26 protein-coding genes and 1 pseudogene are annotated in these 24,753 nt (G+C 38.6%); 13 read left to right on the forward strand and 14 right to left on the reverse strand.

Translation table 11 applies throughout. The features are described 5' to 3' along the window. Positions 1-242 (forward strand): annotated as a pseudogene (locus AC5SLP_RS14165) (formate dehydrogenase subunit gamma); the annotation flags it as partial. 54 nt (positions 243-296) lie between these two features. Here the strand turns inward: AC5SLP_RS14165 and AC5SLP_RS14170 are convergent. The 7 genes from AC5SLP_RS14170 to crcB all read right to left on the reverse strand — a co-directional run bounded on the left by AC5SLP_RS14170 (position 297) and on the right by crcB (position 5,938). Then, positions 297-1,139 carry an AraC family transcriptional regulator gene (locus AC5SLP_RS14170; protein ID WP_495255817.1) on the reverse strand — a complete coding sequence of 281 codons (843 nt, stop codon included), beginning with the start codon at positions 1,137-1,139 and terminating at the stop codon, positions 297-299. Positions 1,140-1,217: 78 nt separating this feature from the next. Further along, on the reverse strand, positions 1,218-1,661 hold the full coding sequence (locus AC5SLP_RS14175; protein WP_495255818.1) for a DoxX family protein: 444 nt from the start codon (positions 1,659-1,661) through the stop codon (positions 1,218-1,220). 202 nt (positions 1,662-1,863) lie between these two features. After that, entirely contained in the window at positions 1,864-2,346 is a 483-nt protein-coding gene (locus AC5SLP_RS14180) for a YceI family protein (RefSeq protein ID WP_495255819.1), read from the reverse strand. Positions 2,347-2,363: 17 nt separating this feature from the next. Beyond that, the gene (locus AC5SLP_RS14185; RefSeq protein ID WP_495255820.1) at positions 2,364-3,677 is read right to left on the reverse strand and encodes a hypothetical protein; all 1,314 of its coding nucleotides are present in this window, start codon (positions 3,675-3,677) and stop codon (positions 2,364-2,366) included. Positions 3,678-3,750: 73 nt separating this feature from the next. Beyond that, positions 3,751-4,563: a helix-turn-helix domain-containing protein gene (locus AC5SLP_RS14190; protein WP_495255821.1), complete on the reverse strand. Its 813-nt coding sequence runs from the start codon at positions 4,561-4,563 to the stop codon at positions 3,751-3,753. Positions 4,564-5,240: 677 nt separating this feature from the next. Continuing rightward, positions 5,241-5,552: a DUF190 domain-containing protein gene (locus AC5SLP_RS14195; protein ID WP_495255822.1), complete on the reverse strand. Its 312-nt coding sequence runs from the start codon at positions 5,550-5,552 to the stop codon at positions 5,241-5,243. Beyond that, positions 5,549-5,938 carry a fluoride efflux transporter CrcB gene (gene crcB / locus AC5SLP_RS14200; protein WP_495255823.1) on the reverse strand — a complete coding sequence of 130 codons (390 nt, stop codon included), beginning with the start codon at positions 5,936-5,938 and terminating at the stop codon, positions 5,549-5,551. The genes AC5SLP_RS14195 and crcB overlap by 4 nt, the downstream gene beginning before the upstream one ends. A gap of 121 nt (positions 5,939-6,059) precedes the next feature. On the opposite strand from crcB, the gene AC5SLP_RS14205 reads away from it, so the two are divergent. Beyond that, complete coding sequence (locus tag AC5SLP_RS14205) at positions 6,060-6,269, forward strand: TOBE domain-containing protein (protein WP_495255824.1); 210 nt, start codon at positions 6,060-6,062, stop codon at positions 6,267-6,269. Positions 6,270-6,297: 28 nt separating this feature from the next. Here the strand turns inward: AC5SLP_RS14205 and AC5SLP_RS14210 are convergent, their stop codons facing one another. The 6 genes from AC5SLP_RS14210 to AC5SLP_RS14235 form a co-directional block, all read right to left on the reverse strand. Continuing rightward, the gene (locus tag AC5SLP_RS14210) at positions 6,298-7,056 is read right to left on the reverse strand and encodes a class I SAM-dependent methyltransferase (RefSeq protein ID WP_495255825.1); all 759 of its coding nucleotides are present in this window, start codon (positions 7,054-7,056) and stop codon (positions 6,298-6,300) included. A gap of 147 nt (positions 7,057-7,203) precedes the next feature. Further along, positions 7,204-8,979 (reverse strand): radical SAM protein, encoded by a 1,776-nt coding sequence (locus AC5SLP_RS14215; RefSeq protein ID WP_495255826.1) that lies wholly within the window; start codon positions 8,977-8,979, stop codon positions 7,204-7,206. A gap of 14 nt (positions 8,980-8,993) precedes the next feature. Beyond that, complete coding sequence (locus AC5SLP_RS14220) at positions 8,994-9,794, reverse strand: class I SAM-dependent methyltransferase (protein WP_495255827.1); 801 nt, start codon at positions 9,792-9,794, stop codon at positions 8,994-8,996. A gap of 110 nt (positions 9,795-9,904) precedes the next feature. Beyond that, positions 9,905-10,924 carry an ABC transporter substrate-binding protein gene (locus AC5SLP_RS14225; RefSeq protein ID WP_495255828.1) on the reverse strand — a complete coding sequence of 340 codons (1,020 nt, stop codon included), beginning with the start codon at positions 10,922-10,924 and terminating at the stop codon, positions 9,905-9,907. Positions 10,925-10,933: 9 nt separating this feature from the next. Further along, complete coding sequence (locus AC5SLP_RS14230; protein WP_495255829.1) at positions 10,934-13,015, reverse strand: TonB-dependent receptor; 2,082 nt, start codon at positions 13,013-13,015, stop codon at positions 10,934-10,936. Between the two features lie 39 nt (positions 13,016-13,054). Then, the gene (locus AC5SLP_RS14235; RefSeq protein WP_495255830.1) at positions 13,055-13,627 is read right to left on the reverse strand and encodes a globin domain-containing protein; all 573 of its coding nucleotides are present in this window, start codon (positions 13,625-13,627) and stop codon (positions 13,055-13,057) included. A gap of 294 nt (positions 13,628-13,921) precedes the next feature. Between AC5SLP_RS14235 and AC5SLP_RS14240 the strand changes: the two genes are divergently transcribed. Together AC5SLP_RS14240 and AC5SLP_RS14245 are read left to right on the forward strand one after the other, a co-directional pair. Next, positions 13,922-14,941: a FecCD family ABC transporter permease gene (locus AC5SLP_RS14240; protein WP_495255831.1), complete on the forward strand. Its 1,020-nt coding sequence runs from the start codon at positions 13,922-13,924 to the stop codon at positions 14,939-14,941. Continuing rightward, entirely contained in the window at positions 14,938-15,705 is a 768-nt protein-coding gene (locus AC5SLP_RS14245; protein WP_495255832.1) for an ABC transporter ATP-binding protein, read from the forward strand. The genes AC5SLP_RS14240 and AC5SLP_RS14245 overlap by 4 nt, the downstream gene beginning before the upstream one ends. Here AC5SLP_RS14245 and AC5SLP_RS14250 read toward each other — a convergent pair. Next, entirely contained in the window at positions 15,702-16,475 is a 774-nt protein-coding gene (locus AC5SLP_RS14250; RefSeq protein WP_495255833.1) for a TOBE domain-containing protein, read from the reverse strand. The two genes, AC5SLP_RS14245 and AC5SLP_RS14250, sit on opposite strands and share 4 nt — an antisense overlap. A gap of 258 nt (positions 16,476-16,733) precedes the next feature. Between AC5SLP_RS14250 and AC5SLP_RS14255 the strand changes: the two genes are divergently transcribed. The 9 genes from AC5SLP_RS14255 to AC5SLP_RS14295 all read left to right on the forward strand — a co-directional run bounded on the left by AC5SLP_RS14255 (position 16,734) and on the right by AC5SLP_RS14295 (position 24,750). Beyond that, entirely contained in the window at positions 16,734-17,180 is a 447-nt protein-coding gene (locus tag AC5SLP_RS14255) for a MotA/TolQ/ExbB proton channel family protein (protein ID WP_495255834.1), read from the forward strand. Continuing rightward, positions 17,170-17,571: an ExbD/TolR family protein gene (locus AC5SLP_RS14260; protein ID WP_495255835.1), complete on the forward strand. Its 402-nt coding sequence runs from the start codon at positions 17,170-17,172 to the stop codon at positions 17,569-17,571. Before AC5SLP_RS14255 ends, AC5SLP_RS14260 begins: the two co-directional genes overlap by 11 nt. Beyond that, the gene (locus tag AC5SLP_RS14265) at positions 17,568-18,269 is read left to right on the forward strand and encodes an energy transducer TonB (protein ID WP_495255836.1); all 702 of its coding nucleotides are present in this window, start codon (positions 17,568-17,570) and stop codon (positions 18,267-18,269) included. Before AC5SLP_RS14260 ends, AC5SLP_RS14265 begins: the two co-directional genes overlap by 4 nt. A gap of 9 nt (positions 18,270-18,278) precedes the next feature. After that, a complete protein-coding gene (locus AC5SLP_RS14270) occupies positions 18,279-18,827 on the forward strand; it encodes a globin domain-containing protein (protein ID WP_495255837.1) in 549 nt (182 codons plus the stop codon). Next, entirely contained in the window at positions 18,824-19,834 is a 1,011-nt protein-coding gene (locus AC5SLP_RS14275; RefSeq protein ID WP_495255838.1) for an LLM class flavin-dependent oxidoreductase, read from the forward strand. Before AC5SLP_RS14270 ends, AC5SLP_RS14275 begins: the two co-directional genes overlap by 4 nt. A 16-nt stretch (positions 19,835-19,850) precedes the next feature. Further along, entirely contained in the window at positions 19,851-20,873 is a 1,023-nt protein-coding gene (locus tag AC5SLP_RS14280; protein ID WP_495255839.1) for an ABC transporter substrate-binding protein, read from the forward strand. Beyond that, positions 20,870-21,883, forward strand: a complete 1,014-nt coding sequence (locus AC5SLP_RS14285) for a FecCD family ABC transporter permease (RefSeq protein WP_495255840.1) — start codon at positions 20,870-20,872, stop codon at positions 21,881-21,883. Before AC5SLP_RS14280 ends, AC5SLP_RS14285 begins: the two co-directional genes overlap by 4 nt. Then, positions 21,880-22,665, forward strand: coding sequence for an ABC transporter ATP-binding protein (locus tag AC5SLP_RS14290; RefSeq protein ID WP_495255841.1), 786 nt, complete (start codon positions 21,880-21,882; stop codon positions 22,663-22,665). Before AC5SLP_RS14285 ends, AC5SLP_RS14290 begins: the two co-directional genes overlap by 4 nt. 81 nt (positions 22,666-22,746) lie before the next feature. Next, positions 22,747-24,750: a TonB-dependent receptor plug domain-containing protein gene (locus tag AC5SLP_RS14295; RefSeq protein WP_495255842.1), complete on the forward strand. Its 2,004-nt coding sequence runs from the start codon at positions 22,747-22,749 to the stop codon at positions 24,748-24,750. Positions 24,751-24,753: the final 3 nt, after the last annotated feature.

A 24,753-nucleotide genomic window follows, 5' to 3' on the forward strand; every position in this document is an offset into this window, starting at 1 on the left:
ACCTCTCACCAATAGCAACCTCTTTTGGATTAAACCAAATAGATTTGCTTCGTATCAGTGCGATGATTCATAATATCTTAGGTATGGTTGTAGCCACCTTCTTTATGGTACACGTTTATATGGCAGCCATTGCTATTAAAGGAGCAATTTACTCTATGATTAACGGATACAAAGAAGAAGAGGAAGTTGCAATACTTCACAGCTCTTGGTATAAGCAACTCAAGGACCAAGGTAAGATATAAAGGGTTACATGTAAAAACGAAGCGTGAACATATCACGCTTCGTTCCTTCACTTTTTAAGCAGAATGTTTTCTAAAAAGTACGGGAGAAAATCCTGTTTCACGTTTGAAATAACGACTAAAATACGCCGCGTCATCAAACCCTAATGTAAAAGCGATTTCATTAGCATTCATCGCCGTATAGCTTAAGAGGCGTTTGGCTTCAATAATTGTTTTAGAACGGATGTATTCCCCGCAAGAAAGTCCGGTGTATTCTTTAACGGTTGTATGAAGTGTTTTGATAGGAATTTTAAGTTTTTTAGCATAATCACTAGGGGTTGCTACTTTAAAATGATTCTCTTCCATGGCTTTATTAAGGGTTGAAAAAAGTGAGGTATGGGTTGTCTCATTGACAACATCAGGTAATAATCGTTGAATTTTAATCAATAACAGCTTGAGAAGGTTGCTAAGCGTACAATGTTTGAGTGTTCGATTATGCCCATATTCGTCACACAAGCTATCCATTAAACTCATCAGTGCGGCCAATGGTACCTCTTCAATGCATAAATAATCAAAATTGAAAATGGAAAGATTATCAAAAAATTCATTATCTTGAAAAACAGACAGGTCAAAGCGCAGTAAAAAACCTCGCATCTCTTCGGTAACGACTGGTTGGTGAATTTGAGAAGGAGAAAACAAAAAGAGGGAGCCTGTTCGCATTGGAAAGTCTTTAAAATCAACCTGCATGGTACCTTCGCCAGCTGTCACTAAAATTATTTCATAAAAAGGGTGTCTATGAATAGGCGGTGGTGGTGCATCTTTAGGAGAAGGCGTATGTCTTATCTCTCTAATTGAAAATGTATTTTCTTTTGTAGGGCTTGTAGGATCCATCTCATAAAATACAATAACAGGTTTTTCCATAGCATTATTCCTTTTCTCTAAGCCAGTATAAACGTCTTATGTGTACTTAATGTGTAATAAGACGTTCGTATAGTTATTTTAGTTTTTTTGAGGTTGAAAAATTCGATTATCCAAACTGTATCTACCCCCACCCAAAAGTACAAGGCTAAACGATGCAAGTAAAAACAGTAAAGGAAGTTCGATCAACAGCCCGCCGGTCTTTGGCTCAAGCATCATAAAACGGTTGCCATACGCTAAAAAAATGGCAAAAACCATTGTTCCACTCAAAATAAGTGCACTGATTCGCGTATAAAACCCAAGAATAAGCGCACATGGAACAATCAATTCTCCCATATAAACGCCATAAGCAAAAAATTCCGGTAAGCCAGCTTGCACAACCAACATCTTAACAAAGGCAATACCGCCTAAAAATTTTTTAAACCCATGAAAAAGCATCAGTCCTGCGATACTCAAGCGCAAGATAAATTTTCCTAAATCTTCATTCCATACGAATGCGCGTAATGGACATGTTCTTGTCATCATTTCTATTCCTTATGTGTAAAAGTCATGGAAAGTATAACAAGATAGATAAAACAAAAAAATAGATTATAAAGATTAATGATTGTACTTTTACACTTTAAAAGAATAAAATAGTACAATCGTTAATCTTGGAAGAAATAATGAAATTAGCAAAAAAGGTGTAAAAGGCGCTTGGCGGAGAACCTTTTACACACGGATATAAAGACTACTTTTTAATATCGTATTTAACAGTGACTTCATCACCTGATTTGATAGCCCCAAACATAACAGATGGAATTTCAAGACCAAAATCTGTCATCTTAACTTTAAAGTTACCTGCTACACGATCCAGTGTAAGAACTTCAGGTTTTAAAGTTTGTGTTTGTTCTTTATCAAGAACTTTGAAAACACCTTTAATGGTACCAGCAGCAAGGTCAGCTTCTGTCATTTTAAACGTAATGACGTTGTTGCGATCAATCTTAAGTGTGTCATAGGCTTTCTCATCAAGTCCTTCATCACCACTTTTCAGTGTTTTGATTTGAACAGAAACATTCAATTTTGTAATTTTAGAACCGTCATTTTCAAACACGACATTTGTTTTATCAGAAACCATTTTCCAATCATGGAGCGTTGATGTTCCATGAATTTCAATACTTTCAGCAAAAACAAAACTGGATAACAATAAAAGGCCACAAATCAATTTTTTCACGTTAAATCCTTATAAAATTAGAAGCTCAATGATGCATTAATCATAAAGCCATCAAAATCAGCTTTTCCATCTTTGTAGATAGAAAATTTCTCACGCTCTTGTTTGATATATTCAAGTTTTGCAACGGCATTTTTAGAGAGGAACCAACCAAGTGTTGCTTGATATTGTGTTAATTCAGCATCACCAAAATCGTTGAAAGCGTCTGCATATTTTACAACAGCATTTTCATAACGAGCAGCTGCCCAGAATTTATCATTGTAGAAACGTTGAACAAGATCAATCGCATAGTGGTTCATTTTCATAGACTTGTCATAGACATCAGCACCATCGACTGTCTCAAACATTCCGTACACTTCTGTATCTTTGTATTTTAAGAAAAGGTTTGTTTTAGAAGCAAGAATATCTGCTGCTTGTTTTAAGACGTATGTACCGCCTGGAGTTTGAATATATCCAGACATTGCTTGCCAGCCAGATGAGATTGCATCTGATGAACCTGCACCAAAAACGCTTGTAATAACGTCACCGGCTTTATCACTTTCATACAAATCTTGTCTATTTGCGCCATTAATAGAATAAATAGACTCAGTTGCTCTAAATCTTAGGTCATCATTGTATTGGTGGTCAAAGCCGAATTTTCCATAGAGTGCATAGCGATTACTGCTTGCTGTACCTGCATCAGCATCGTATTCCGTTTTTGCAACATCTTGTGGGTTTGCTTGACCATTGGTTACACCCATGACAACAAAAGAGCTAATGGCAGGGATACGATAAAGAACTTCTAAATGGGTACCTTGTAGATAACCTTCAACTGCCATATTGGAAATGAATGGGTTTCTCATAACGTTGGCATTGTCTGTTCTTCGATAGTGATCGTCACCATAGTCAATGTCATTAACACCGATTTTGATGGTTGTATCTTTCATAATGCCTGATAAAAATCCAGGTGCAACAAAATCAAGGTTATCAATCGTTGCATAACCACCTTTTACATACGTATCATTATGATGGTGACTTGCTAGCATGGTTTGTAATTTTACATTAAAACCACTCATCACTTTTGCGTCAATGTCAAAGTTAGCTGTAGGCAAAATAAGACCAGATTCGATTGCTGACTTAGTTGGATCAGTATAAGTTGTTCCGTTAGCAGTCGTACCTGTATAATTTTGACTTAATCCTTGGTAGTAAAAAGATAAGTCTGTTGAAAAGCTAACTTCAGGTTTTCCTTTGAAAGCTGAAGTGTCTTTTTCTGGTTCAAATTGTTGAACGATCTGCGCACTCGCCAAAGTGCCACAAACGACTGTACTTAAAAGTACACCTGCGAATTTTTTCATAATATTCCTCCGAAAGTTAAAATATAGTTGAATTATAACTACTAGTAAAATTATTTAAAATGGATTTTGGTTATTAAAAATTGTACTTTTCGCCCATTGGGTTTCGAAACAATTTTGGTGAGACACCCACTTCTCTTTTAAAGAAGCGGCTAAAATAACCAGGGTCCATAAAGCCAAGCTTGTCAGCAATTTCATTGCATGTTAAAGAGTCGTATTTAAGGAGTCTTTTCGCTTCTAACATCGTTTTAGAACGGATGTAATCACTGCTATTCAGTCCTGTCATCTCTTTAATAGCGAGGTTGAGTTGCTTAATACTGATTTTAAGTTTCTTCGCATAGTAAGCAACAGACGTCAGTTGGTAATTGTTATGGTGCATTAAATCATCTAATTTAGAAACGACAACATTGGTTGCATGGGTAGAAACTTTTGCTGGAAGAGCGCGTTGAATATAAATGAGCAAAATATGCAATAAATTGCTTATAGTAAACTCTTTAAAGCTTTGAGGTGATAGGTATTCTTCATGTAATTGGTCAAGGATATTTCGTATGGATTTGGATTCTTCTTCCATGAGATTGACCGTGTCAAAATGAAAAATTGAGATATGCTCACTAAAAAAGTTGTCAAGAAAAAGTGATAGGTCAAATTTGATTAAATAGGCATGTAGATTATGGGTATATTCCCAGCCATGAATTCGATTAGGAGAGATCAGAAAAAAAGTGTTCTTTTGAATATCATAACTTTGACAATCGATATAAAAGCGTCCATCTCCCTCTGCAATAAAAAAAAGTTCATAACAGTTGTGTTTATGTCTAGGAACAGGATTCATAAACTCAATTTTTTCGATTCTAAAAGCCTCTTCGGAAAAATTGAAAACAGGAGCAGTCATGTTATTTCCTTGCAATAGTATTTCAATAAATTTTTATAAGAAAAATTATATAAATAGATTATTTTTATATAATTTTTCGTCACTTTTGAGATTTTAAATGCTTTAAATTATGTAAATTTTGAAAAAGTATATCAAATAGGGTAGAAGCATATAAATGGATTTTTACGATAAATGATGGTACTTTTGAGAAAAGTAATGTTTAAAAAGTGTCATTTTTGTAACATTAAATCATTTAAAATATCGAATATATAGTGCTTTTAAAGACATTGTAATATTGGGCAGTATTTTTGCATTTTTGTGCAATTTATGATTAATAATACTTTATCACGTAAATATTGTTTCTTGTATCAAAATAAAACCTAAAAATAAGCTTTAAATATGTTTCTATAAAGTAAAAATATTTTTCGTCATGTTAAAAATAGAGTTTTTTAATTTAAAATAAGAATAACCCTATTTTTATGATTGAAAATATTAATATTAATCTTTACATGTAAAATTTATAATATTTTGGAAGTCAAACGGAAAAAATCAAACAAGAGAGTCAATAAACATAATGTGTAATGAAATGTTAATGCATACTTAGAAAGACTCAAAAGCCATAAAAAACCGATAGGTCTAAAGAATGTTGAGCAAGAGAATGTTTAAATGTCAGTTTTTACATGTAAAAAGTACAATGCTTAGAGCGAGCCATATTCAATAGCGGTTTTAGTATAAAAAAGACCAAGTTTTTCGCGTGATAAAAGTTCAAAAAGCGCTTTACATTCTTCTTCACTGACATTCATAATGATCTCTTGAGGTTCATCCGCCAGTTCAAAAAAAGTTGCCGAGTGCAGTTTGCCATCACGACCCACGCCTTGTGCCGCATGTAAGACCGTGACACCCTTGATACCCAGTTGTTCTGCTACAAGGACTAACCACGTACTGATATGTTCACCATTAGGATGTTTTCTGCTTTGCAACGTAGAAAACACAAGTTGAAAACCTTTCATATGATTCCTTTTTGTATTAGTGCATAAGTACCCATGCCAAGGAGTGTCATTGTCATTGAGCCTATGACATGTAAAAGTGTTGCAACGATGCCTATACTCATTTTACCATCTTGAAACATCGTGACAATTTCAGCACTAAACGTACTAAATGTTGTAAGACCACCCAAAAAACCTGTGATAATAAAAAGTCGCCATTCGGGAGCAAGTGCTGTATTGGAAGCAAAAAAAGCAATGGCAAGACCGATAAGGTACCCTCCCAAAAGATTAGCACTGAGTGTTCCTAAGGGAAGTATCGGGTAAAGAGAATTGAGTTTTGCGCCTAAGAACCAGCGCATGATTGCACCAAAACCAGCGCCTGTGAAAATAGCCAAAAGGGTGTAAAACATCCCAAAAACCTTTTGTAGAATTTGGTGAGATTATAACATAACTTGCGTAAAGCGTTTGGAATTGACAGGTTATAAGGCATTGGAGTAGCATTAGTATTATATTTTAATAAAGGAGTGTTCAATGAAATATGGTGCTCGAAATGAAATTGTAGCAACTGTGAAAAGTATTAAAAAAGGTGCTGTCATGTGCCAAGTAGATGTCTCTGATATCGTAGCGAGTAAAATGAGCTCTGTGATGACGACAGAGTCTATTGAAGAGATGGGTTTAAAAGAAGGTGATAAAGTCAAAGTGATTGTCAAAGCGGTCAATGTTCTTTTAATCAAAGAATAACAATAGAAGATGCCTTGGCATCTTCCTTTTAGGCAACCCTCCACAAAATAATGCCTTTTTCGGCTTCTGTGTGCACTAAGACTTTATCTCCTTGTGTATTGGATGCTAAAATGGCATCAACAACCTCTGGATCAGGCTCAATTTTGCGGCGTTTTAATTGATCGTAAGCATAGGTTTTAGCCTCTTCATAGGTGTATTCATCCGCCCAAGATGTCTCAAAAAAATCACTTTCATACGGGATATTTTTTTCTGTCAGGATTGAAATAAAATGAGAAGCTTTTGTGCACCCTTCTGAAGTACATTCATCGGCATTATGTGCTTTTACGAGAGCATGAACAAGCTTATTGGTGCGGTATTTTCCCCATCCGACGTAAATGCCAATGTTATGAGAGGCACTAATCATCTTTTCCATTTTGTCATGGTCACTGATAGCAGGCGTCATTGACGCAATGACAATGTCATATTTTTGAGAAAGAGGAAACGAATCCCAGTCACTTTGATGGGTACTGATGCTTGGCGAAACCCCTATGTGCAAGGCGTCTTCATTGAGTGCTTTTAGCATCCCACAAGAGAGGTCAATAGCCGTAACGTTAGCCCCTTTTTGGGCCAGAGGAATCGCTATCGTTCCCGTTCCTGCACCAATGTCTAAAATGGATGCTTTATCAAATGAGACATTTCTGTTTTGGCACCAATTAATGATGTGTTCCACGTCTTTACTCATTGCAGCATCGTTATAGCGTGGATAGCGTTTTGCCATTGTGTCCCAAAAATTGAAAGCAGATTCCATTGTATCTCCTCGACAATCGTTATATACATAAAACTATAACGAAATTTAATCATAGAATGCGTTTAAAATTGATTAAAAATGAATCATTCAAAAATTTTACGGCATTTATTGTTAGTTTGAGAGTGCAGACTATACACATTATTTCGTTTAGTTCATTTTATAGTGTTGATTTGGTTTTGCAAAAGAGCGATTGATGGAAGCAATGGCTAAGGGCGTGTCGTAAAACGTCTGATAAAAGAGTGTTGCCTCTTTCAAAACATCAAAATGATAAAGTTCAGGATGCAGCATATTGGCAATGTGCATCAAGCCTAAAATCCATCGGGGACTTCCAAAATCAAAGCAAGGGGCAAGATGCATGTGGATGCGTCTGTTTTTTACAGCATTCACGACAATGCCTTGTTCTTCACAAAAGGTGTAAAACTCATCTAATGGACAATCCAAAAATGAAGAGATAAAAATAACGTCTGGGTTGAGTTCATTGAGTGTCTCAACCGAGATTTTTCGACCAGGTCTTCCTTTTAAACTGAGCGTTTTATTGACACTGATACCCCCTGCCATCTCGACCAATTGATTTTCAAGTCGCTCCTCTTCGAGTGCAAATAAAGGTTTGCCCATCACGTAATAAACATGTGGCTTTGTTACTACCTTGGGGAGTTCTTGCGCAATCATGGCAATTGTGCCTCGCATATAGTCTAAAAGCTTTTGTGCGGTAGGTTCTGTGTGGGTCATTGTGGCAAGATAATGGATGGTGTTGGCATAATCTTCAAAGTTTTGAATGTTTACATGTAAACGCTTCAGCCCATCTCCACGTAAAAGTTCTTCCCAACATCTTGTAACCTCTTTTTGCTCTGTCACTCCGAGTGTTGCGAGTGTTCCTTCGACAATTTCTAAGGCTCTAGTAAGAGGGTATCCACCTTCAAAACCATCTTCATCAAAGACGTTTTTACGAGGAGCTCCTACGATAGGAAGTGTGTGATGACAGTGTGAACAAGTATTGTTTTGATAGTTGTGGCTGATGGTTCTTAATTTTGACCCCATAGGGCCGTAAAAATCTCGCTCAAAAATGAGCGCGCCACATTCGGGGCAATAGGTATTGAGACACTCTGAGCCTGGGGAGTTAAAAAGATAGACATAATCAAGGCGCGATACGAGTTTTTTGTAAAGCCTTTCAGAATCTAAGATGGAAGGTTCAAGGTTAATATTGGCATCATCAATCGGAATGAAGCGCATGATTTGAAGGGGAATCTCTTTTGAAATCTTTGCCAACGTGTCTGCAATGGCAAGCACTTCCTCGTCGTTATCTTTTTTATGAATACACGCTACTTCGACATGCACCCCTTTGCAGTAAAAGAGCTCAATATTGCGTAAAACGGGTTTGTAACTTTTTGCGCCACAACTTCTGTAGACGTCATTGCACAAGCCTTTAAGTCCAATATTGACAAAATCCAAATGTGGAGCGAGTAGCTCAAGCGACTCGGGTGTGAAATAGCCATTGGTAGAACAGCCTGTCAGCAGCCCACACTCTTTAGCAAGCGTGCAAATTTCAAGAAAGGTATAAAAAGAGGCGAGGGGATCGTTCATTAAAAAAGCGATACCGTCGCACTCTAGCTCAAGCGCTTTATTGATGATTTGCATGGGAGAGAGTTTTTTAAGTGCAGGACTTTGCACATCCATCTCTTTCGCCACCACCGTTGAGATGCATCCTAAACAGTCAAAATTACACCCGGTGGTACTAATCTGCAAAAATTTCGCACGGGGATGAAAATGAAGCACGGGCATCGTCTCAGCCGAAATAGGAGCGACCACAAGATAGGAGTTAGGAAAGCGCTCAATCATTGTACCGTTTTGACATTGGTAGCGCCCGCACGCCCCAATGCCTGTTTCTTCGACATTACATCTTCGCTCACAGATAGTACAGCGCATGGTTAGCTCCTTTTTTAATACGACTTAGGACAACAACCGTACTGTTTTATTGCATTGCATGTTGAAAAAAGAACAATACCTTTTTCTGCTTCTGTTTCAATAATCACCGTATCGTTCTCCATAAAATCGTGTAAAATTGCCTCGACTTTTTGAATATTAGGAATAATCTCTTTACGTTTAAGTTGATCACATGCGTATTCTAATGCATCTTCATACGTATAAGCATCTTTCCAAGCAGTTTTAAAATAATCAAATTCAAAAGAGATCGAGCGTTCTTTTAAAATATTCATAAATTGTGCGGCTTTGACACAGCCTCCTGATAATGTTTTTTCAGGTACTTGATGTGCCAGTGTAAGCGCATCGACAAGGTGGTTGCGTCTGTACGACCCCCAGCCGATATAAATACCCATAGCATGTGTTGCGTCAAGCATTTTGTCAATATGGCTTTCATTGGAAATAGCAGGTGTCATGGAGGCCATGACAATGTCATATGTTTGCGGTACGTTAAAGGTTTCCCAATCTGTTTGGTGTGTTTTAATAGGATGTTCTAAATTAAGAGACGCTGCGTCTTCTTTTAAAATATCTAACATCCCCATCGAAACATCTATTGCGGTTACTTTTGCTCCTTTGAGTGCAAGAGGAATTGCAACGGTTCCTGTACCACAGCCTATATCTAAGATAGACATATGATTAAAAGCGATGCCTTTACTCGCGCACCATTCTAGTACATGTTGTACATCATCACTCATTGAAACATCATTGTAATGTGGATAATGTTTCGCCATATTGTCCCAAAAAGATAAGGCTAGTTCCATAGAGAATCCTTTAATGCGTTATATCCTTAAAACTATAACGAAATTTTGCTGTAACTTCAAGATGCTGTGATAACCTTTATAGAACTATACCACGATAGTATGACCTCATTTTAAAGATTGAAATAACGTTTTAAATCGGCATCACTGAGAGTAACGCCAAAAAAGAGTTGATAATACGCTTTCACTTTAGACTGAATCGAATAAGGATACTGTTTTGGATAAAAAAGACTTGCTAACCAATGCGCTCCAATGATACGCATAAAAGAAGGAGGGCGGTCTGTCCAATTGAAAGGTGTTTTGGGTACTAAATAGACTCTTTTTGCCTTGACAGCCTTGAGCATAGCCCATTTTTTATCTTGAAAAATCGTCTTATAAAACTGTTCGTCTTGAACGATAATCACATCAGGATTATAGGTCATCACTTGCTCAAAACTAATCTCTTGCATACCAATGACGCTGTTTTGAACACATTTATGAACAAGATTCCCGCCTGCTTTGAGAAAAGGTTCCGAGTGAAAAGAGATATCGCATTCGGTTTGTAACCCTTGCTTCCCTTCTGCATAATAGACCTTGGGTCGTTCATTCTCCGGAATCGTCGCAACAAAATTTTTGAGTTCATCCAAATAGGTTTGTGCCATATCTGCCAAAGCGTTGGCGCGCGTTTCTCTTTGGACAACTTTTCCTAAATAGCGAAATACTTCAGGATAATTTTCGGATTGGTCTATATTGACTTTAAGCGCAGGAATGCCTATCTTCTTCAAGTCATTTTGCGTTTTATCATTCAGCAGTGCCGTATCCCATGTAATAATGACTTGAGGCTTTTTGTTCATAATCGCTTCAAGGTTTGGGGTATTATTACCGTGCCAACCTCCAAGAATGGGAAGTTTCATAAAAGAGTCACTTAAAAACATATCGCCATTGGTATTGGCATCATTTTTTTGTGGGAAATTAACTCCCACCAGTTGTTTATCATCGATGACATAAAGCATAAATGTAATCGGTGGCGCTGAACCATACACTCTTTCTATAGGGTCTGCAAGCGTAACGCTGTTGCCGCGAATATCGGTAAAAACTCTTGTGTCTGCTTGTAATGAAGCTAACACAAGTAACAAAACGAATAAATATCGCATAGTATCTCCTTAAAATGTAGCTTTGAGTGAAAGCACGCCGTTGATACCGGGATTGTCAGGCAAATACCATGCAGTAGAAGAGACTTTATCCAGATGTTCTCGATAATTTTTATCAAAGATATTGTTCAGCTCAAAACTCACAACAGCATGTTTTAAAACACCCAGTTTAGTAAAGCCATAACTGATAGAGGCGTTACTTAAAGCATATCCTGGGGTTGCAACCTCACCATTGACGCTAGAGATGCGGTCTTGATTATCGACAAAGACTTCTTCCAGTTTCCAACTAAGACCTTTGTCTTTTTTTTGCGCTAACGATAGGGTGAGTTTTTGTGGAGCAATGAATGCTAAAGGTGTGTCGTCATCTTCATTTTGACCGTAAGTATAAAGATAAGACGCTTCAACAAACAGGTCATGACCCAGTTTATACCCTCCCATGATTTCAGCACCATAAATCGTTGCATCGTCCAAATTGACATAACGTTTGATAGGAAGACCGCCTGTCGTAAGATAGCCTGTTTTGACAAGTTCAATATAATCGGTGTAGCGTTGGTAATAGAGTGCTGTCGTATAATAAAACTTCTCATACGCTCCATCAAAACCTACATCCATACCCCACACCTTTTCGTTTTTAAGGGTTTGGTTGGGGATTTGACTGCCGTTGCTTGGATTGTTGCCATAGGCTTCGTTGAAGTAAGGTGTTCGTTCTGAATTTGAGAGTTTGATATAAGGAATGAATGCGGGTGAAATTTCATACCCTGCTTTTAAACTGAGCGATAAAAGGTTGTCCCTTTCATGCGTATCTGTTTGCTGAATCAAGGGGTATAATTCAACAGGAACAAGACCACTTAATTTCGTCGTATTTACATTGGAATCAACATTACGTTTGACATTTTCATAGCCTAAAGCGATGTTATAGAATGCTTTATCGTAGTGGATGTCATCGTCTATTTTAAAGCCGATGGACGTAATATTGCCTCCGGTAATACCAAAAGCGCTCATCCAATCATTCCAAGCACTTGTCCCTGAATTCCATTGTCGAACACCATTGGTAATTTCCATGCGTGAATAGAGAGCTGAAAATGTAAGAAGATGGTTGTCATTGAGCTGTTCATTAGCAGATAATTTAGCGCCTTTTGTTTTGCTTTCTCGGTACAATTCTGTTGCATAAGGAACCGTTGTCTCTTTTTTGGTATTGACATCATAATGCAAGTCATTGCCAAAAAATTGGAGGTCAATATTGCTAAGACCGTTCCATTCGCCTTTTTTAAACCCGAAAAAATACGTTTTTGCATCATCATCGGGATGATCCGTATAGTACCAAATACCGGATTGTTGGTAGCGTGAAAGTGGGTCTTGTGAAGAGCTTAAATCGCGCATGAAACGCCCATAAATGTAACTATCATCTCCTGTTTTAATTGCCGCTGCGACGTTGTAATTGGTCGCATCCGATTGTGAATGCAGGACTTCATCGCCATTGCCATTGTCGTAGTTGTGATAATCACTAATGCCACCGCTTAAAGAGAGATTGACAAATTGATTATAAACCGATGTTCCTAGTGTGGTTGCATACCCTGTTGTGGAAAACAAAGAGGTTTTGGCATTCACAAAACTGGTCTCTTGAAATTCATCGGAGCTACTGAATTTTGGTTCTTTAAACTTCACAACCACGCCGCCACTCATTGCGCCCATGCCAAGGGTCGCTCCATTGGCACCTCGGTAAACATCAACTTCAGCGACATCGGTCATATTAAACAAGTTGGCCGAGTCACTGTGCCCTTCATTAAGACGCAATCCTTCTAAGTAGACAGGGACACCATTGGTACCACGACCTCTAATATAAGGTTCTGAATTGTATTCGCCTGCTTTTTTATATGAAACAAAAAACTGATCTTTTAGGGTGTCATTGACCGTCATAGATTGTGTCGTAGAAGCCTCTGTGGAAACTGTTGTATAGGTATTGCTTAAAAGAGGGGGTTGTATCGACTCTTTTTCTTCTTCAATCGCTACAGGTTCTAATGTAACACTTTGTGCGGCCAATGCGCTCAGGGAGCAAAAGCTCAACACAATGAGGGAAAAGGGAAGCATTTTCATAGTATTCCTTGTTCAAATATCGTTTTACATGTAAAGAGGTTAGTCGGCATCAAAATAGTTTTGAATGCTTTCATATGGATAACGGTTAAGTTCTTTCATGGAGGTTCGTCGATTGACCAAACGCATCGAGAGCGATTCGACCCAGTCCCAAATTTCAGGAAGAAGCTCTTTGGGAACGTGGGCGAGTTTTAGAGCTTTTTTAAAACACATCAACCAAATGTCCCGTCCTGCTTCTGTGACTTCAAACGGGAAATGACGATCTCTTAGTTTTGGATGACCCTGAACTGAAGTGTAAATATCACTGCCTCCTAACATTTGTACAAAGAAATCTTCAATTTTTTTCGTTGCTATCTCAAACGCGGCATCCTCTTTAGGATACAAATGTGCCAGTTTGCTTTTACGGATAAGCTCATGGTGTATTTTGACAAGTTCACGGATTTTCGCTTCGCCTAAACGTAAAAAGGTTTTATTGGAAGGAAAAAAAACTTCTGGACAGATGAGGTCAATTTTAGGATAACCTCGTCTAGGGTTCTCATCTGCTATGGGAAAAGGCGCATTGGTATCACATTCACTAAAAAGCTGAACTTTGACACCATCAATCATTACAGGCATTACATTCTCCTTTGCGTGCATTAATTTCAATAATAACTTTTACTCTATAACGTTATATAAATAAAAGCATAATGATAGCAAAGCATGTTATATATTACAAGATATAACGAACAGCAAAATGGTTAAAAATTGTTCTTTTAAAGAAAAAATATGACTAATTATTCACCATTGAACGCTTTTTGACGTTATAAATAGGCATAAATCTTAATAAATACGTCACTTTTAACGCTGTATATTTTGTAGTATAATGATATAATGCGACCTCAAAATTCGCTCAGTTTGCTAAGGAAATGTATGTTGAAGCAAAAAAAAGTTTTGATTGTTTTTGTATTTTTGTTGATCTGTTCAATTCAAATTTCACTTTTTTTGGGAAAATTTACGATTACACTTGATGAATACATTGCATTTTTAAAGACATTTTTGGGATGGGAGACAGCGTTACCTAAAGACTCGTATGATGCTATCTCAAATGTTCTCTTTGAAATTAGATTACCTCGCATTATTGCCGCCGCATTAATTGGTGCAGCCCTATCTATGGCGGGTAGCACTTTTCAAGCGATGTTTCTAAATCCTTTAGTCTCTCCTGGAATTTTGGGAGTGCTTGCCGGTGCATCGTTTGGTGCAGCTCTTGGCATGGTGCTTGAAACATCATGGTTTGGCATTCAACTTTTAGCGTTTATCGGTGGTTTTGGTGCCGTGGCTTTGGCCATAGGAATTGCTTTTTTATACAGAGGAACTAAAAATATGATTGTACTCGTACTGGGAGGAATTATCAGCAGTTCTTTGTTTACCTCCTTTTTATCGGTACTTAAATATACCGCTGATCCGCAAAACACGTTACCAACGATTGTCTATTGGTTGATGGGCAATTTAGCACTCAGCAGTAAAGAGAGTATTTACATGTTATTGATGCCGATGCTCATCAGTATGATTGCATTGGTTTTGCTTTCTAAATACCTCAACGCCCTGAGCCTTGGGGATGAAGAGGCCAAAGCCTTAGGCGTGAATGTTGTATTCCTAAAAATAACGGCGATATTTTTTGCGACACTTTTAAGTGCTCTAAGCGTCGTATTAGCAGGTGTTATCGGCTGGATAGGACTGATAATACCACACATTACGAGGCTTGTTTTTGGCGCGGATAATCAAATTGTCCTTCCGATGAGCGCCTTTATTGGCGCGATTTTTCTAGTTGTCGTGGATAATGTATCGCGATTGATGATGAATTATGAAATTCCTATTGGCATATTAACCTCTCTGATTGGAATTCCTATTTTTATTGTTGTCTTAAAAAACGCGCGCGAAGGAATAGGATGAACATACTTCATGCACAAAACATCTCTTTTGCATACGGTAAAAAGACGATTCTTAAAAATATTGATTTCTCTATCGAACAAGGTGATGTCATAGCCCTTTTAGGTCCCAACGGCAGTGGAAAAAGTACCTTAATGAAAATCTTGTTGGGGCTGTATAAAGCCCAAGGGGAGATACGATTAGAAGGTAAAAAGCTCAGTGCCTATTCCAAAAAAGAGATGGCACAAAAAATTGCTTATGTACCACAAATGCATAAAATTCCTTTTGCGTATACCGTGCTAGAAGTGGTGATGATGGGACGTTTAGCGCATACGACGATGTTCTCAAGTTATGCTGCGAATGATTATACGATTGCCATGCAATCATTGGAAAAAGTTGGAATGCACGCTTGTGAGAAACAACCGTACGCGATACTCAGTGGCGGGCAACAGCAGTTGGTTTTAATTGCGCGTGCTTTAGCACAAGAAGCAAAAATTCTCTTTATGGATGAACCTGTCAATGGGCTAGATTATGGCAATCAAATCAAACTGTTACGCTTAGTGAAAAGCTTAGCAAAAGAGGGCTATACATTTTTGAAAACGACACACTATCCAGACCATGCCTTGTATGCAACCAATCGTGTTGCTATGATGCAACATGGTGAAATGATAGGATGTGATAAGACGACATCATTACTCACAGCACAAACCATTCAGATGCTCTATGGTATTGAAGTCGTATTGGAAAAAACAAAGCAAGGGGTTCACTTTTGTGTCCCCGTGCTTTAGACACCTAAAATAATATTTGAGGCTTTAAAAAAGGCATACGCTTCATCGTTGATTTTTAGCCCTAAAGTCTCAAATGTCTCATTGGCGATGGTTGCCGTAATGGTACTTTTACTCTCTAGTTCAAGCGTAACTTCGGTATTAGAGGTATCGCTTAAAATTTGAACGACATGTCCATGCAAAAGATTTTCACAGGTAATAGTTGGTTTTGTTTTTGAAATAAGAACGGAACTGGCTTTTATAATCGCGATGATATTTTCACCCAGTGTTAAGCCTAGGTCGCTGTAACTGCTTTTGGTAATGGTGGCAAAAAGTTTGTCTGAGCCTTTAATTGTCATCTCAATCCAGACATTGACCCTGTCTTCTTTAATGTCGGTGATAACACCACTGAGTTGATTGCGCGCGCTGAGTTTTAAGGAGAGGCGACTGAGGGATTGGACAATTGCACTTAAATCATCGCTGTTGGCAAAAATGTCTAAGAATTGTTGGTGCTTACTTTGTAGGGTGTGAAATGCCTCAATGACTTCTTCACCTTTAGCAGTTAAGAAAGTACCGCCGCCGCCTTTTCCGCCGCTTATTTTTTGAACGAGTGGCGTTTCTGAAAGATTGTTCATAGCGTCTACTGAATCCCATGCCGCTTTGTAACTCATTTTCATTGCTTTGGCCGCGGCATGAATAGAACCGTGTTGGCGTATTTGCTCTAGCAGCTCAATCCGTCCTTTCCCTAGATAATTCTTATCACTTTTTTTCATCCAAAGTCGTGCTTCTAACATACGTTTTCCTATCAATTCTCATGATTTAAATTTGATGAAGCAGTATAGCACAAAGCATTCAAAAAGATAAAATGGTTATTTTTTATGCAAAATACAATGAAAAGATATTTGATGAAGCAGTATAATTTACGTTGTATTTATAGATATATTACGATATAATTAACCGTTTCTTGTTGTCAGCTCTTTTTCGCTCAGTCGTTATATAGTTAAATACATATCGACTGAGGAAAAGGGGTGTCGCTTTTGAAGGAGAAGAGAGTGCTGAGTGAAAAGCTTTTATCGTTTGCACAATTTGGAATTGACCCTGTATTGTGGGTTTTAATTGCGATGAGCGTCATTGGTGTTGGTGTTATGATTGAACGTGCTTTAGCCTATAACGGCATTGAAAAAAACTATAAAACGATGGATGAATATGCCTTGCGATTGCTTTTGGAAGCAAGGTTAGGCATTTTAGCGACTTTTGGAAATAATGCCCCTTTTATCGGACTTTTTGGAACGGTTCTAGGCATTATTCAAGCATTTCATATGATTGGGGCTAATCATGCATTTGATGTCCAACCCATCATGCAAGGTATCTCAGAAGCGCTTATTGCTACTGCTACAGGACTTTTTGTCGCCATCCCATGTGTGATTGCGTATAACTATTATATTAGACGTCTTAAAGTCATTCTCACAAAACATGAGGCATTTATGAATGGCAAGTAAGCTCTCATACGAAAATGAAATCGCCGACATTAATATGACACCGTTTGTCGATATTGTGTTGGTTATTTTGGTTATCTTTATGGTAACCGCTACGTTTGTCACGCAGGGAAAAATTCCGCTGAATTTACCGCAAGCATCGCAACAAGATTTCAGTAAAGACGATACCAAACCCATTGTCATCTCTTTAAATGCCGAGGGAATTTTTTATTACAATGATGAAGCAATGAGTCTTGACGCGATAGAAGATAATCTTGAACACCTTGAAAATCCTAAAATCATGATTCGCAGTGATGCTAAAACACCTTTTGAATTTGTGGTCAAAGTGATTGATGCATGTAAAAAACACAACATCAATGCCTTTGCCATTCAAACAACCAGAGTCGAATCATGAAAATCGCTCACGCAAGCATCGCAACTGCTAGTTCACTTTTTTTACATGTCATGTTAGGGTATGCCCTTTTCTCCACAACCATCATCGTTTCAAAACCGTTGATTCAAAAAGTGGTGATCACCGATATCTCATTTGTTGAAGAACCAAGACCTCTCATTCAAAAAGAAAGAGTAAAACCAATAGAAGAGCCAAAACCATTGGAATTACCCAAAAATGAACCTCCGCCAAAAGTCATTTCTAAAACCGTTGCAAAACCAAAACCAGTCAAAGAACCTCTCAAAAGTGCCACGCCTTTAGAGATAAAACCCACTCAAGATGCCGTCAATACACCACACGTGACTGCCCCCGCGCCAAGTAACGTAAAAGAAACCCCTCAGAGCGTACAACAGCCAGCTCCTGCTATCAATCAAGAGGCACTCAATATATATCTTTATAATGTACGCCAAAAAATTCAAGAGGCATTACAGTACCCCACACAAGCAAAACGCATGGGAATTGAGGGTGAAACCATTGTCAAATTTTTAATTCATGCAAACGGTTTGGTGCAGGCTTCCTCCATTAAAGTAACCAAATCCAGTGGGAAATCCGTTCTTGACCGTAGTGCCATAGCGGCGGTTATGGACGCGCTTCCTTTTGAATTACCGCCTAAAGAGGCCATTGAAATTAGCATTCCTGTTGTGTTTAAACTCAAATCCTAAGGAAACATCATGTGTCAATCGCGTCAAAATCATTTGATAACCTCGTTTAAACCGGCAGTATCTCAAAAAGTACGTTGGAGTGCGACTAAAGAGCATGCTATTTTCCCACCCATTGTACGTCCCTCCGCAGGGTTTTTGGAGGCTATTGGGCGAGATAACGTTGTTAAAATGGTGCTTCATCATCACACGTTGTTGAAAAAAAGCTCGATTGCGCATTTGTATCCCGAGGATAAAGAGGCGTTTATGGAAGGGGTGAGTAAAGCGGCGCATTTTATTATTGAGGCGTTAGGTGGCGGTAAGGTCTATACGTTTTCCTATGGTGCACCTTCGATGTGCAGAACACATGCCCCTTTTGCCATTGATGAAGCCGTACGGGAGGTCTGGTTGCAGATGTATCTTCAAACGCTCCACGATATCAATTTTCCTAAAGAGCACATTGAGGCTTTTTGGAACTGGATAGAGCCCTTTTCGCTTCGCATGATTACCAGACGCACACCCAATGTTTTTCCACGAAGAATCTTCTTTGAGAGTTTCAAAGAGGAGTTTGGAATCAAATGAAATTTGGACTTTTTTGCCTTTTTGAGAAATTCACAGGCTCCCTACACGAATCCATAGACAATCAACTCAAATTAGTCGAATTAGCGGATGCGATGCATTTTGATGAAATATGGTTTGGCGAACACCATTTCAATAGTTTCAGCGTGTGTCCTTCCCCTTCGCTTCTTTTGGCAAATGCGGCGCATCGTACCAAATATGCCAGACTAGGATGTGCGGGATTTTTAGCGCCTTTTTATGACCCCATTCGTTTGGCAGAAGAGATCAGTCTTTTAGACCATCTCAGCAATGGGCGTTTTAATGTTGGGTTTGCCAAGGGTGCTTTCGCGCCTGATTCAAAACATTTTAATGTCACCGCAGAGCAGTTACGCCCTTTAATGTTTGAGTCTGTGTCGGTGATAGAAACACTTTTACATGTAAAAGAACCGTTAAATTTTGATGGAGACTATTTTCACTTTTTTAATGTCGATATTGAGCCAAAACCACTCAGCCAAAACCTCCCTTTTTACATTGCCACGTTTGCTTCAGATGAGACCATTGTGTTTGCGGCGCAACACGGGTATGGCTTATTGCTTTCTCAAAGCATTAGTTTGGACGAGTGTGAGCGTGTGATTATGCGCTATCACGATATTGCAGGAGTGCTTCCCTCTGTTGTGTTGTTACGAGCTTTTTTCATTCATAATGACGCTAAGCAGGCTTTATTATTGGCAAGACCGTTGATTGACCATTTTGCAAAGTCTATGCGTGCGGCTTCTTCGTTTCAAAAAGCACCTGCATTTGATAAAGAAAAATACATCACGTTAGTGAATGAGCGTGCAAGTTTTTTTGATGGTGAACAGATATTTCAAAATGGCATTATTGGAGATGCTAAACATTGTGTTGAGCACATTTTAGCGATAAAAAAACGTTTCGTAAACATAAGCGTTACACTAAAACCATTGGGAATTGATCTGTTTGAAAGCGTAACACAACTGAAAAAATTCAATGAAAATGTTCGACCTTATTGTTGATGGAAAAAGGATAAAAATGTTAAAACTGTTCGGGATATTTTTATGCGTTGTCGTAACCGTGCCTTTATTGGCACGAAGCGTTGTCGATATGACAGGAAAAAGTGTTGAAATTTCTGAGAAAATCGAGCGTGTTTTTGGCTCTTCACCCCCTTCAACGTATATGATTTATACGATTGATCCTTCGCTCATTGTCGGACTTAATTTTAATCATGCCAAAGGGCATAATGAATCTTCAAACATGCTTGATTCGCATTTTATGGCTTTGCCCATCGTGGGAGGGTTGCAAGGTGGCGGGAACAGCATCAGCCGTGAGACGCTCATCTCCTTGCGTCCTGACGTGATTTTTTCATGGAGCACTAACGCCTCGGACTCTTTAGCGGAGTATCTTTTCAAAAGCAGTCATATCCCTACGATTAATGTGGAGTTAGAAAGCATTGAGAGTTTACCTAAAGCGTACACATTTTTTGGCGACGTATTAGGCAGGCAAAAAAGGGCGATGGTTTTATCGGCTTATGCGAGTGTTGCGTTAGAAAAAACCCAAGAGGTCGTGAAGACATTTGCCAATAAAAGACCCGTGGTCTATTATGCCGAAGGCAACGATGGCCTTTCGACGGAATGTGACCAGTCGTTTCATTATGAGGCGATTAAGTTTGCGGGAGGCATAAATCCTCATTTATGCAGTACCAAAAGTGGCATGGGGTTGGAAAAAGTCACGTTAGAGCAAGTGATACTCTACAACCCTGACATCATCATCGCACAAGATAAAGCGTTTTTTGACACAGTCAAAACAGATTCTAGATGGCAGTTTATCCGCGCTGTAAAAGAAGGGCATATCTTTTTAGTTCCCAAAGTACCGTTTAACTGGATAGACAGACCGCCGTCATTTATGAGGCTTTTAGGAGTCAGGTGGCTGACACATGTTCTGTACAATGTTCCTGATGCGGCACAGTTTAAACAAGAGATGAAAGATTTTTACATGCTCTTTTTACATGTAAATCTCACAGAAGAGCAAATCAATCGTATTTTAGGCATTGTATGAAGCAAACGATGTGGATTGGCGTTGTAAGTATAGGAGTGTTAGCAAGTATGCTTATCTCCCTGACGTTAGGACGCTATGAGATTAGTTTGTCCTCTTTGATGGAGCTTTTGATGTGGAAAGGTTTTGGAGGTGTCGCTCCTAATGACGTTGCACTTCTTTCCAACATCGTTTTTGACATACGCTTGCCTCGCATTATCTGCGTGGTGCTTGTGGGTGCGGCACTTTCTGTCTCAGGTGGAGCCTTTCAGGCGATGTTTGTCAATCCTCTTGTATCACCGGGAATTTTAGGCGTTTTAGCGGGTGCTTCTTTTGGGGCTGCACTGGGGATTATGATTTCTAAGCATTGGTTTGGGGTGCAGTTTTTTGCATTTATTTTTGGCTTTATCGCCGTTTTTGTTGCCCTTGGTGTCACAAAGTTGTACGATAAAAATAGCAGTAAAACGATTTTACTGGTACTAGGCGGCGTCATTTCAAGTTCGCTTTTTTCAGCACTTTTGTCGGTCATTAAATTTATGGCTGACCCTTACGACAAGCTTCCGACGATTGTCTATTGGCTGATGGGCTCCTTCAGTGCCGTGGATATGAAAATGGTTGTAAGCATTGTCCTTCCTATGCTTTTAAGTACAGTGGCTCTTTCAATGATGGGGAAATATCTAAACGTGATGAGTCTTGGCGATGATGATGCAAAAGCCCTTGGAATCCGCGTTGTTTGGATTCGTTATGGCGCCATTTTTTTAGCAACGCTTCTAAGTACACTGACCGTTGTTGCCGCTGGGATGATTGGCTGGGTGGGGCTTATTATCCCGCATATTTCACGTTTTATGGTGGGCGCGGACAATCGTATTTTACTGCCTTTTTGCGCGCTTTTAGGCGCTTTGTTTCTTATGATTGTTGATACTCTCTGTCGAACGGTGATGAGTATTGAAATTCCCATTGGTATTGTCACCTCTCTTATTGGAATTCCTATATTTATTATGGCGCTTAGAAGTGCTAAAAAAGGATTTGCATGAGTTTTTATGAAGCGAAAAACCTCTGCTTTTCCTATAACGATACACCCGTTTTAAAAGGTGTTGATATCACCGTGAATGAAGGAAGTATCGTCTCTTTGTTAGGTCCTAATGGAACCGGAAAAAGCACCTTGATGAAGCTTTTATTGGGATTGTTACTCCCTAAAGAGGGCAGGGTGATTTTAAAAAATCAAACCATCACGGACTATAGCCCTAAAGAAAAAGCCAAACACCTGAGTTATGTGCCTCAAAGTACCATGATTGCCTTTGCTTTTGAAGCGATTGATATTGTCTTGATGGGACGTATCGCCTTTGAGGGTTGGTTTGCCAAAGCCAGTAAAGCAGATAAAGCGTTAGCCTATAACGCAATGGAGCGTTTAGGAATTGCGCATTTGGCGCACCGAACGTTTCAAACGCTCAGTGGGGGTGAAAAACAGTTGGTGCTCATTGCACGCTCCCTAGCCCAAGGCGCCAAAATTTTGGTGATGGACGAGCCTGTTTCAGGGTTGGATTATGGGAACCAACTCAGACTTTTGGAGACGATTTTATCGTTGTGCGACGAGGGTTATACTTTTTTAAAGTCCACACATTTTCCTGAACATGCATTGCTTTTGGGCGGTTATACGTATGCGTTAAAAGATGGATACGTGCTCTCTCACGGTTTTACATGTAATGTGGTTACAGAAGGGCTCATTAACAAACTTTACGATACGGATGTTATGATGAAACAGACCGTATGCGGGTACAAAGTCTGTATTCCTTCGTTTATTAAAAAGTCGTCATAAGGAGAGAACACACATTTTCAAATAGAGGCACGTTTTTCGTTATATAAAATAAAATACAATGTTACCAAAAAAGGAGAAAGAATGGGGAAAAAGATAAGTCTTGGTGTGATGATTTCACTCATCGCGTCATCCGTGTTGATGGCAGAGACATTTGAGTTGGGAAAGATAGAAGTTAGTGCATCAAAAGATATTAGTGCCAATCAGGCGGTAGAATCTGTTGATGCCCAAACAATCAAAGAGACAGAGAGCAATACTGTTGCGCAAGCATTGGAAAATATTCCTGGTACGTATATTCAGCAAACAGGAGCTAGAAATGATACGGGTATTCGTATCCGAGGTTTTAATCAAAGTCGTGTGCCTATTTATATAGATGGTATACCTGTATATGTTCCTTATGATAAAACAACCGATTTAAATCGTTTTACAACCTATGACATTGATGAAATAGATGTTTCTAAAGGATATGTTTCTCCAATGTATGGTGCAAATACAATGGGTGGTGCTGTGAATCTTGTTACAAAGAAACCAACGAAGGCTTTTGAGGGCGAAATGGGTGCGGGTGTTTTTAGTGGCAATGGACAAGAAGAGTATCTTACAATGGGAACGAATCAAGGGAAATATTATGGTTTGATTTCCGTTTCAAATTATCAAAGAGATTATTTTAAACTATCCAATGATTATACTGCGGCAGGGTACGAAGATGGCGGTAAACGAGAAAATTCAAATTCAAAAGATAGAAAAATAAATATTAAAGTGGGCTATACACCTAATGATACGGATGAATATGCCTTTAATTATATTGCGCAACGAGGAGAGAAAGGACAACCTTATTTTGCGGGCGATACTACAGCTCCTGTCGCTTTTGCTACGAATCGACATTGGTATTGGCCTGATTGGGATAAAACAAGCTACTACTTTCTTACTAAAACAGCAATTAATGATGCAATTATGGTTAAAACGCGTTGGTATCGAGATGAGTTTTATAATAAGATCAATTGGTACAATAGTTTACCTTCAACCAGCTCAACCATTACAGAAGTCACTGAGTACGATGATTATACCCTCGGTGGTAACGTTGAACTTGATTTTAAATTGACAGAAGCACAAATGTTAAAATTGTCTGTGACGCAAAAGCGAGATTATCATAAAGACATTGATTCTGCTTCGCCAGGACAAGATATTAAATCTGAGGGAAGAACAACCTCTTATGGGCTTGAATATTCATTAAAAGTGACAGATCAAATTACATGGGTAACGGGTGCTTCTTACGATGAAAACAAAATCTATAAAGCAGAATATCGTAATGGAACCACCATTAAAGAATTCCCAAAATACGATTCTAATGCGTTCAATCCAGAAACTGCACTCTACTATAAACTAAGTGATGCGACAACTCTTTATGCAAGTATTGCAAAGAAAAGCAATATGCCCACATTAAAAGATAGATATTCCACTAAATTAGGTACATATGTTCCTAATCCTGACCTAAAGGCGGAGCGATCTATTAATTATGAAGTTGGCATTGATCAAAAAATTACGGATATACACGTGGCACATGTTGCTCTTTTCTTATCGGAATCAGATGATTATATTGCTTCTGTGAGTGTGCCAGCAGATGGAGTATTTTGTACAGGTAGCAAATGTAAGCAAAGCCAAAACATAGGGAAAGAAGAACATAAAGGTGTTGAAGTTTCCTTGGATTCTTTTTGGGATGAATACTTAAGCAGTAGTGTATCTTATACTTATATCGATGCAGATATTAAAGATAATCCAACAAACCCTTATGTCACAGATATTCCAAAACACAGCTTTGCTGGACGTTTAAAATACTCTCCTATTGCAATGGTTGATATTATCCCTCAAGTACGTTATGAAAGTGAGCGTTATGTAAGTAATGATTACCGATATGGTGATTATCAAACCAAGGATTTCTTTTTAATGGACTTGAAAGTGGCATATCGCCCGATCAAAGCGCTTGAACTTGCTGTTGGCGTTAAAAATCTCTTTGATAAAGACTATTTTTATAGCTATGGGTATCCTCAAGAAGGCCGTAGTTATTATGCGAATGTTCGTTACACCTTCTAACAT

The organism is Sulfurospirillum sp. E15m (assembly GCF_059415145.1).

Coding starts and splice junctions, on each gene's coding strand:
- AC5SLP_RS14170 (WP_495255817.1), bottom strand. CDS start 1,139: ATGGAAAAACCTGTTATTGTATTTTATGAGATGGATCCTACAAGCCCT.
- AC5SLP_RS14175 (WP_495255818.1), bottom strand. CDS start 1,661: ATGATGACAAGAACATGTCCATTACGCGCATTCGTATGGAATGAAGAT.
- AC5SLP_RS14185 (WP_495255820.1), bottom strand. CDS start 3,677: ATGAAAAAATTCGCAGGTGTACTTTTAAGTACAGTCGTTTGTGGCACT.
- AC5SLP_RS14190 (WP_495255821.1), bottom strand. CDS start 4,563: ATGACTGCTCCTGTTTTCAATTTTTCCGAAGAGGCTTTTAGAATCGAA.
- AC5SLP_RS14195 (WP_495255822.1), bottom strand. CDS start 5,552: ATGAAAGGTTTTCAACTTGTGTTTTCTACGTTGCAAAGCAGAAAACAT.
- crcB (WP_495255823.1), bottom strand. CDS start 5,938: ATGTTTTACACCCTTTTGGCTATTTTCACAGGCGCTGGTTTTGGTGCA.
- AC5SLP_RS14205 (WP_495255824.1), top strand. CDS start 6,060: ATGAAATATGGTGCTCGAAATGAAATTGTAGCAACTGTGAAAAGTATT.
- AC5SLP_RS14210 (WP_495255825.1), bottom strand. CDS start 7,056: ATGGAATCTGCTTTCAATTTTTGGGACACAATGGCAAAACGCTATCCA.
- AC5SLP_RS14215 (WP_495255826.1), bottom strand. CDS start 8,979: ATGCGCTGTACTATCTGTGAGCGAAGATGTAATGTCGAAGAAACAGGC.
- AC5SLP_RS14220 (WP_495255827.1), bottom strand. CDS start 9,794: ATGGAACTAGCCTTATCTTTTTGGGACAATATGGCGAAACATTATCCA.
- AC5SLP_RS14225 (WP_495255828.1), bottom strand. CDS start 10,924: ATGCGATATTTATTCGTTTTGTTACTTGTGTTAGCTTCATTACAAGCA.
- AC5SLP_RS14230 (WP_495255829.1), bottom strand. CDS start 13,015: ATGAAAATGCTTCCCTTTTCCCTCATTGTGTTGAGCTTTTGCTCCCTG.
- AC5SLP_RS14235 (WP_495255830.1), bottom strand. CDS start 13,627: ATGCCTGTAATGATTGATGGTGTCAAAGTTCAGCTTTTTAGTGAATGT.
- AC5SLP_RS14240 (WP_495255831.1), top strand. CDS start 13,922: ATGTTGAAGCAAAAAAAAGTTTTGATTGTTTTTGTATTTTTGTTGATC.
- AC5SLP_RS14245 (WP_495255832.1), top strand. CDS start 14,938: ATGAACATACTTCATGCACAAAACATCTCTTTTGCATACGGTAAAAAG.
- AC5SLP_RS14250 (WP_495255833.1), bottom strand. CDS start 16,475: ATGTTAGAAGCACGACTTTGGATGAAAAAAAGTGATAAGAATTATCTA.
- AC5SLP_RS14260 (WP_495255835.1), top strand. CDS start 17,170: ATGGCAAGTAAGCTCTCATACGAAAATGAAATCGCCGACATTAATATG.
- AC5SLP_RS14265 (WP_495255836.1), top strand. CDS start 17,568: ATGAAAATCGCTCACGCAAGCATCGCAACTGCTAGTTCACTTTTTTTA.
- AC5SLP_RS14270 (WP_495255837.1), top strand. CDS start 18,279: ATGTGTCAATCGCGTCAAAATCATTTGATAACCTCGTTTAAACCGGCA.
- AC5SLP_RS14275 (WP_495255838.1), top strand. CDS start 18,824: ATGAAATTTGGACTTTTTTGCCTTTTTGAGAAATTCACAGGCTCCCTA.
- AC5SLP_RS14280 (WP_495255839.1), top strand. CDS start 19,851: ATGTTAAAACTGTTCGGGATATTTTTATGCGTTGTCGTAACCGTGCCT.
- AC5SLP_RS14285 (WP_495255840.1), top strand. CDS start 20,870: ATGAAGCAAACGATGTGGATTGGCGTTGTAAGTATAGGAGTGTTAGCA.
- AC5SLP_RS14290 (WP_495255841.1), top strand. CDS start 21,880: ATGAGTTTTTATGAAGCGAAAAACCTCTGCTTTTCCTATAACGATACA.
- AC5SLP_RS14295 (WP_495255842.1), top strand. CDS start 22,747: ATGGGGAAAAAGATAAGTCTTGGTGTGATGATTTCACTCATCGCGTCA.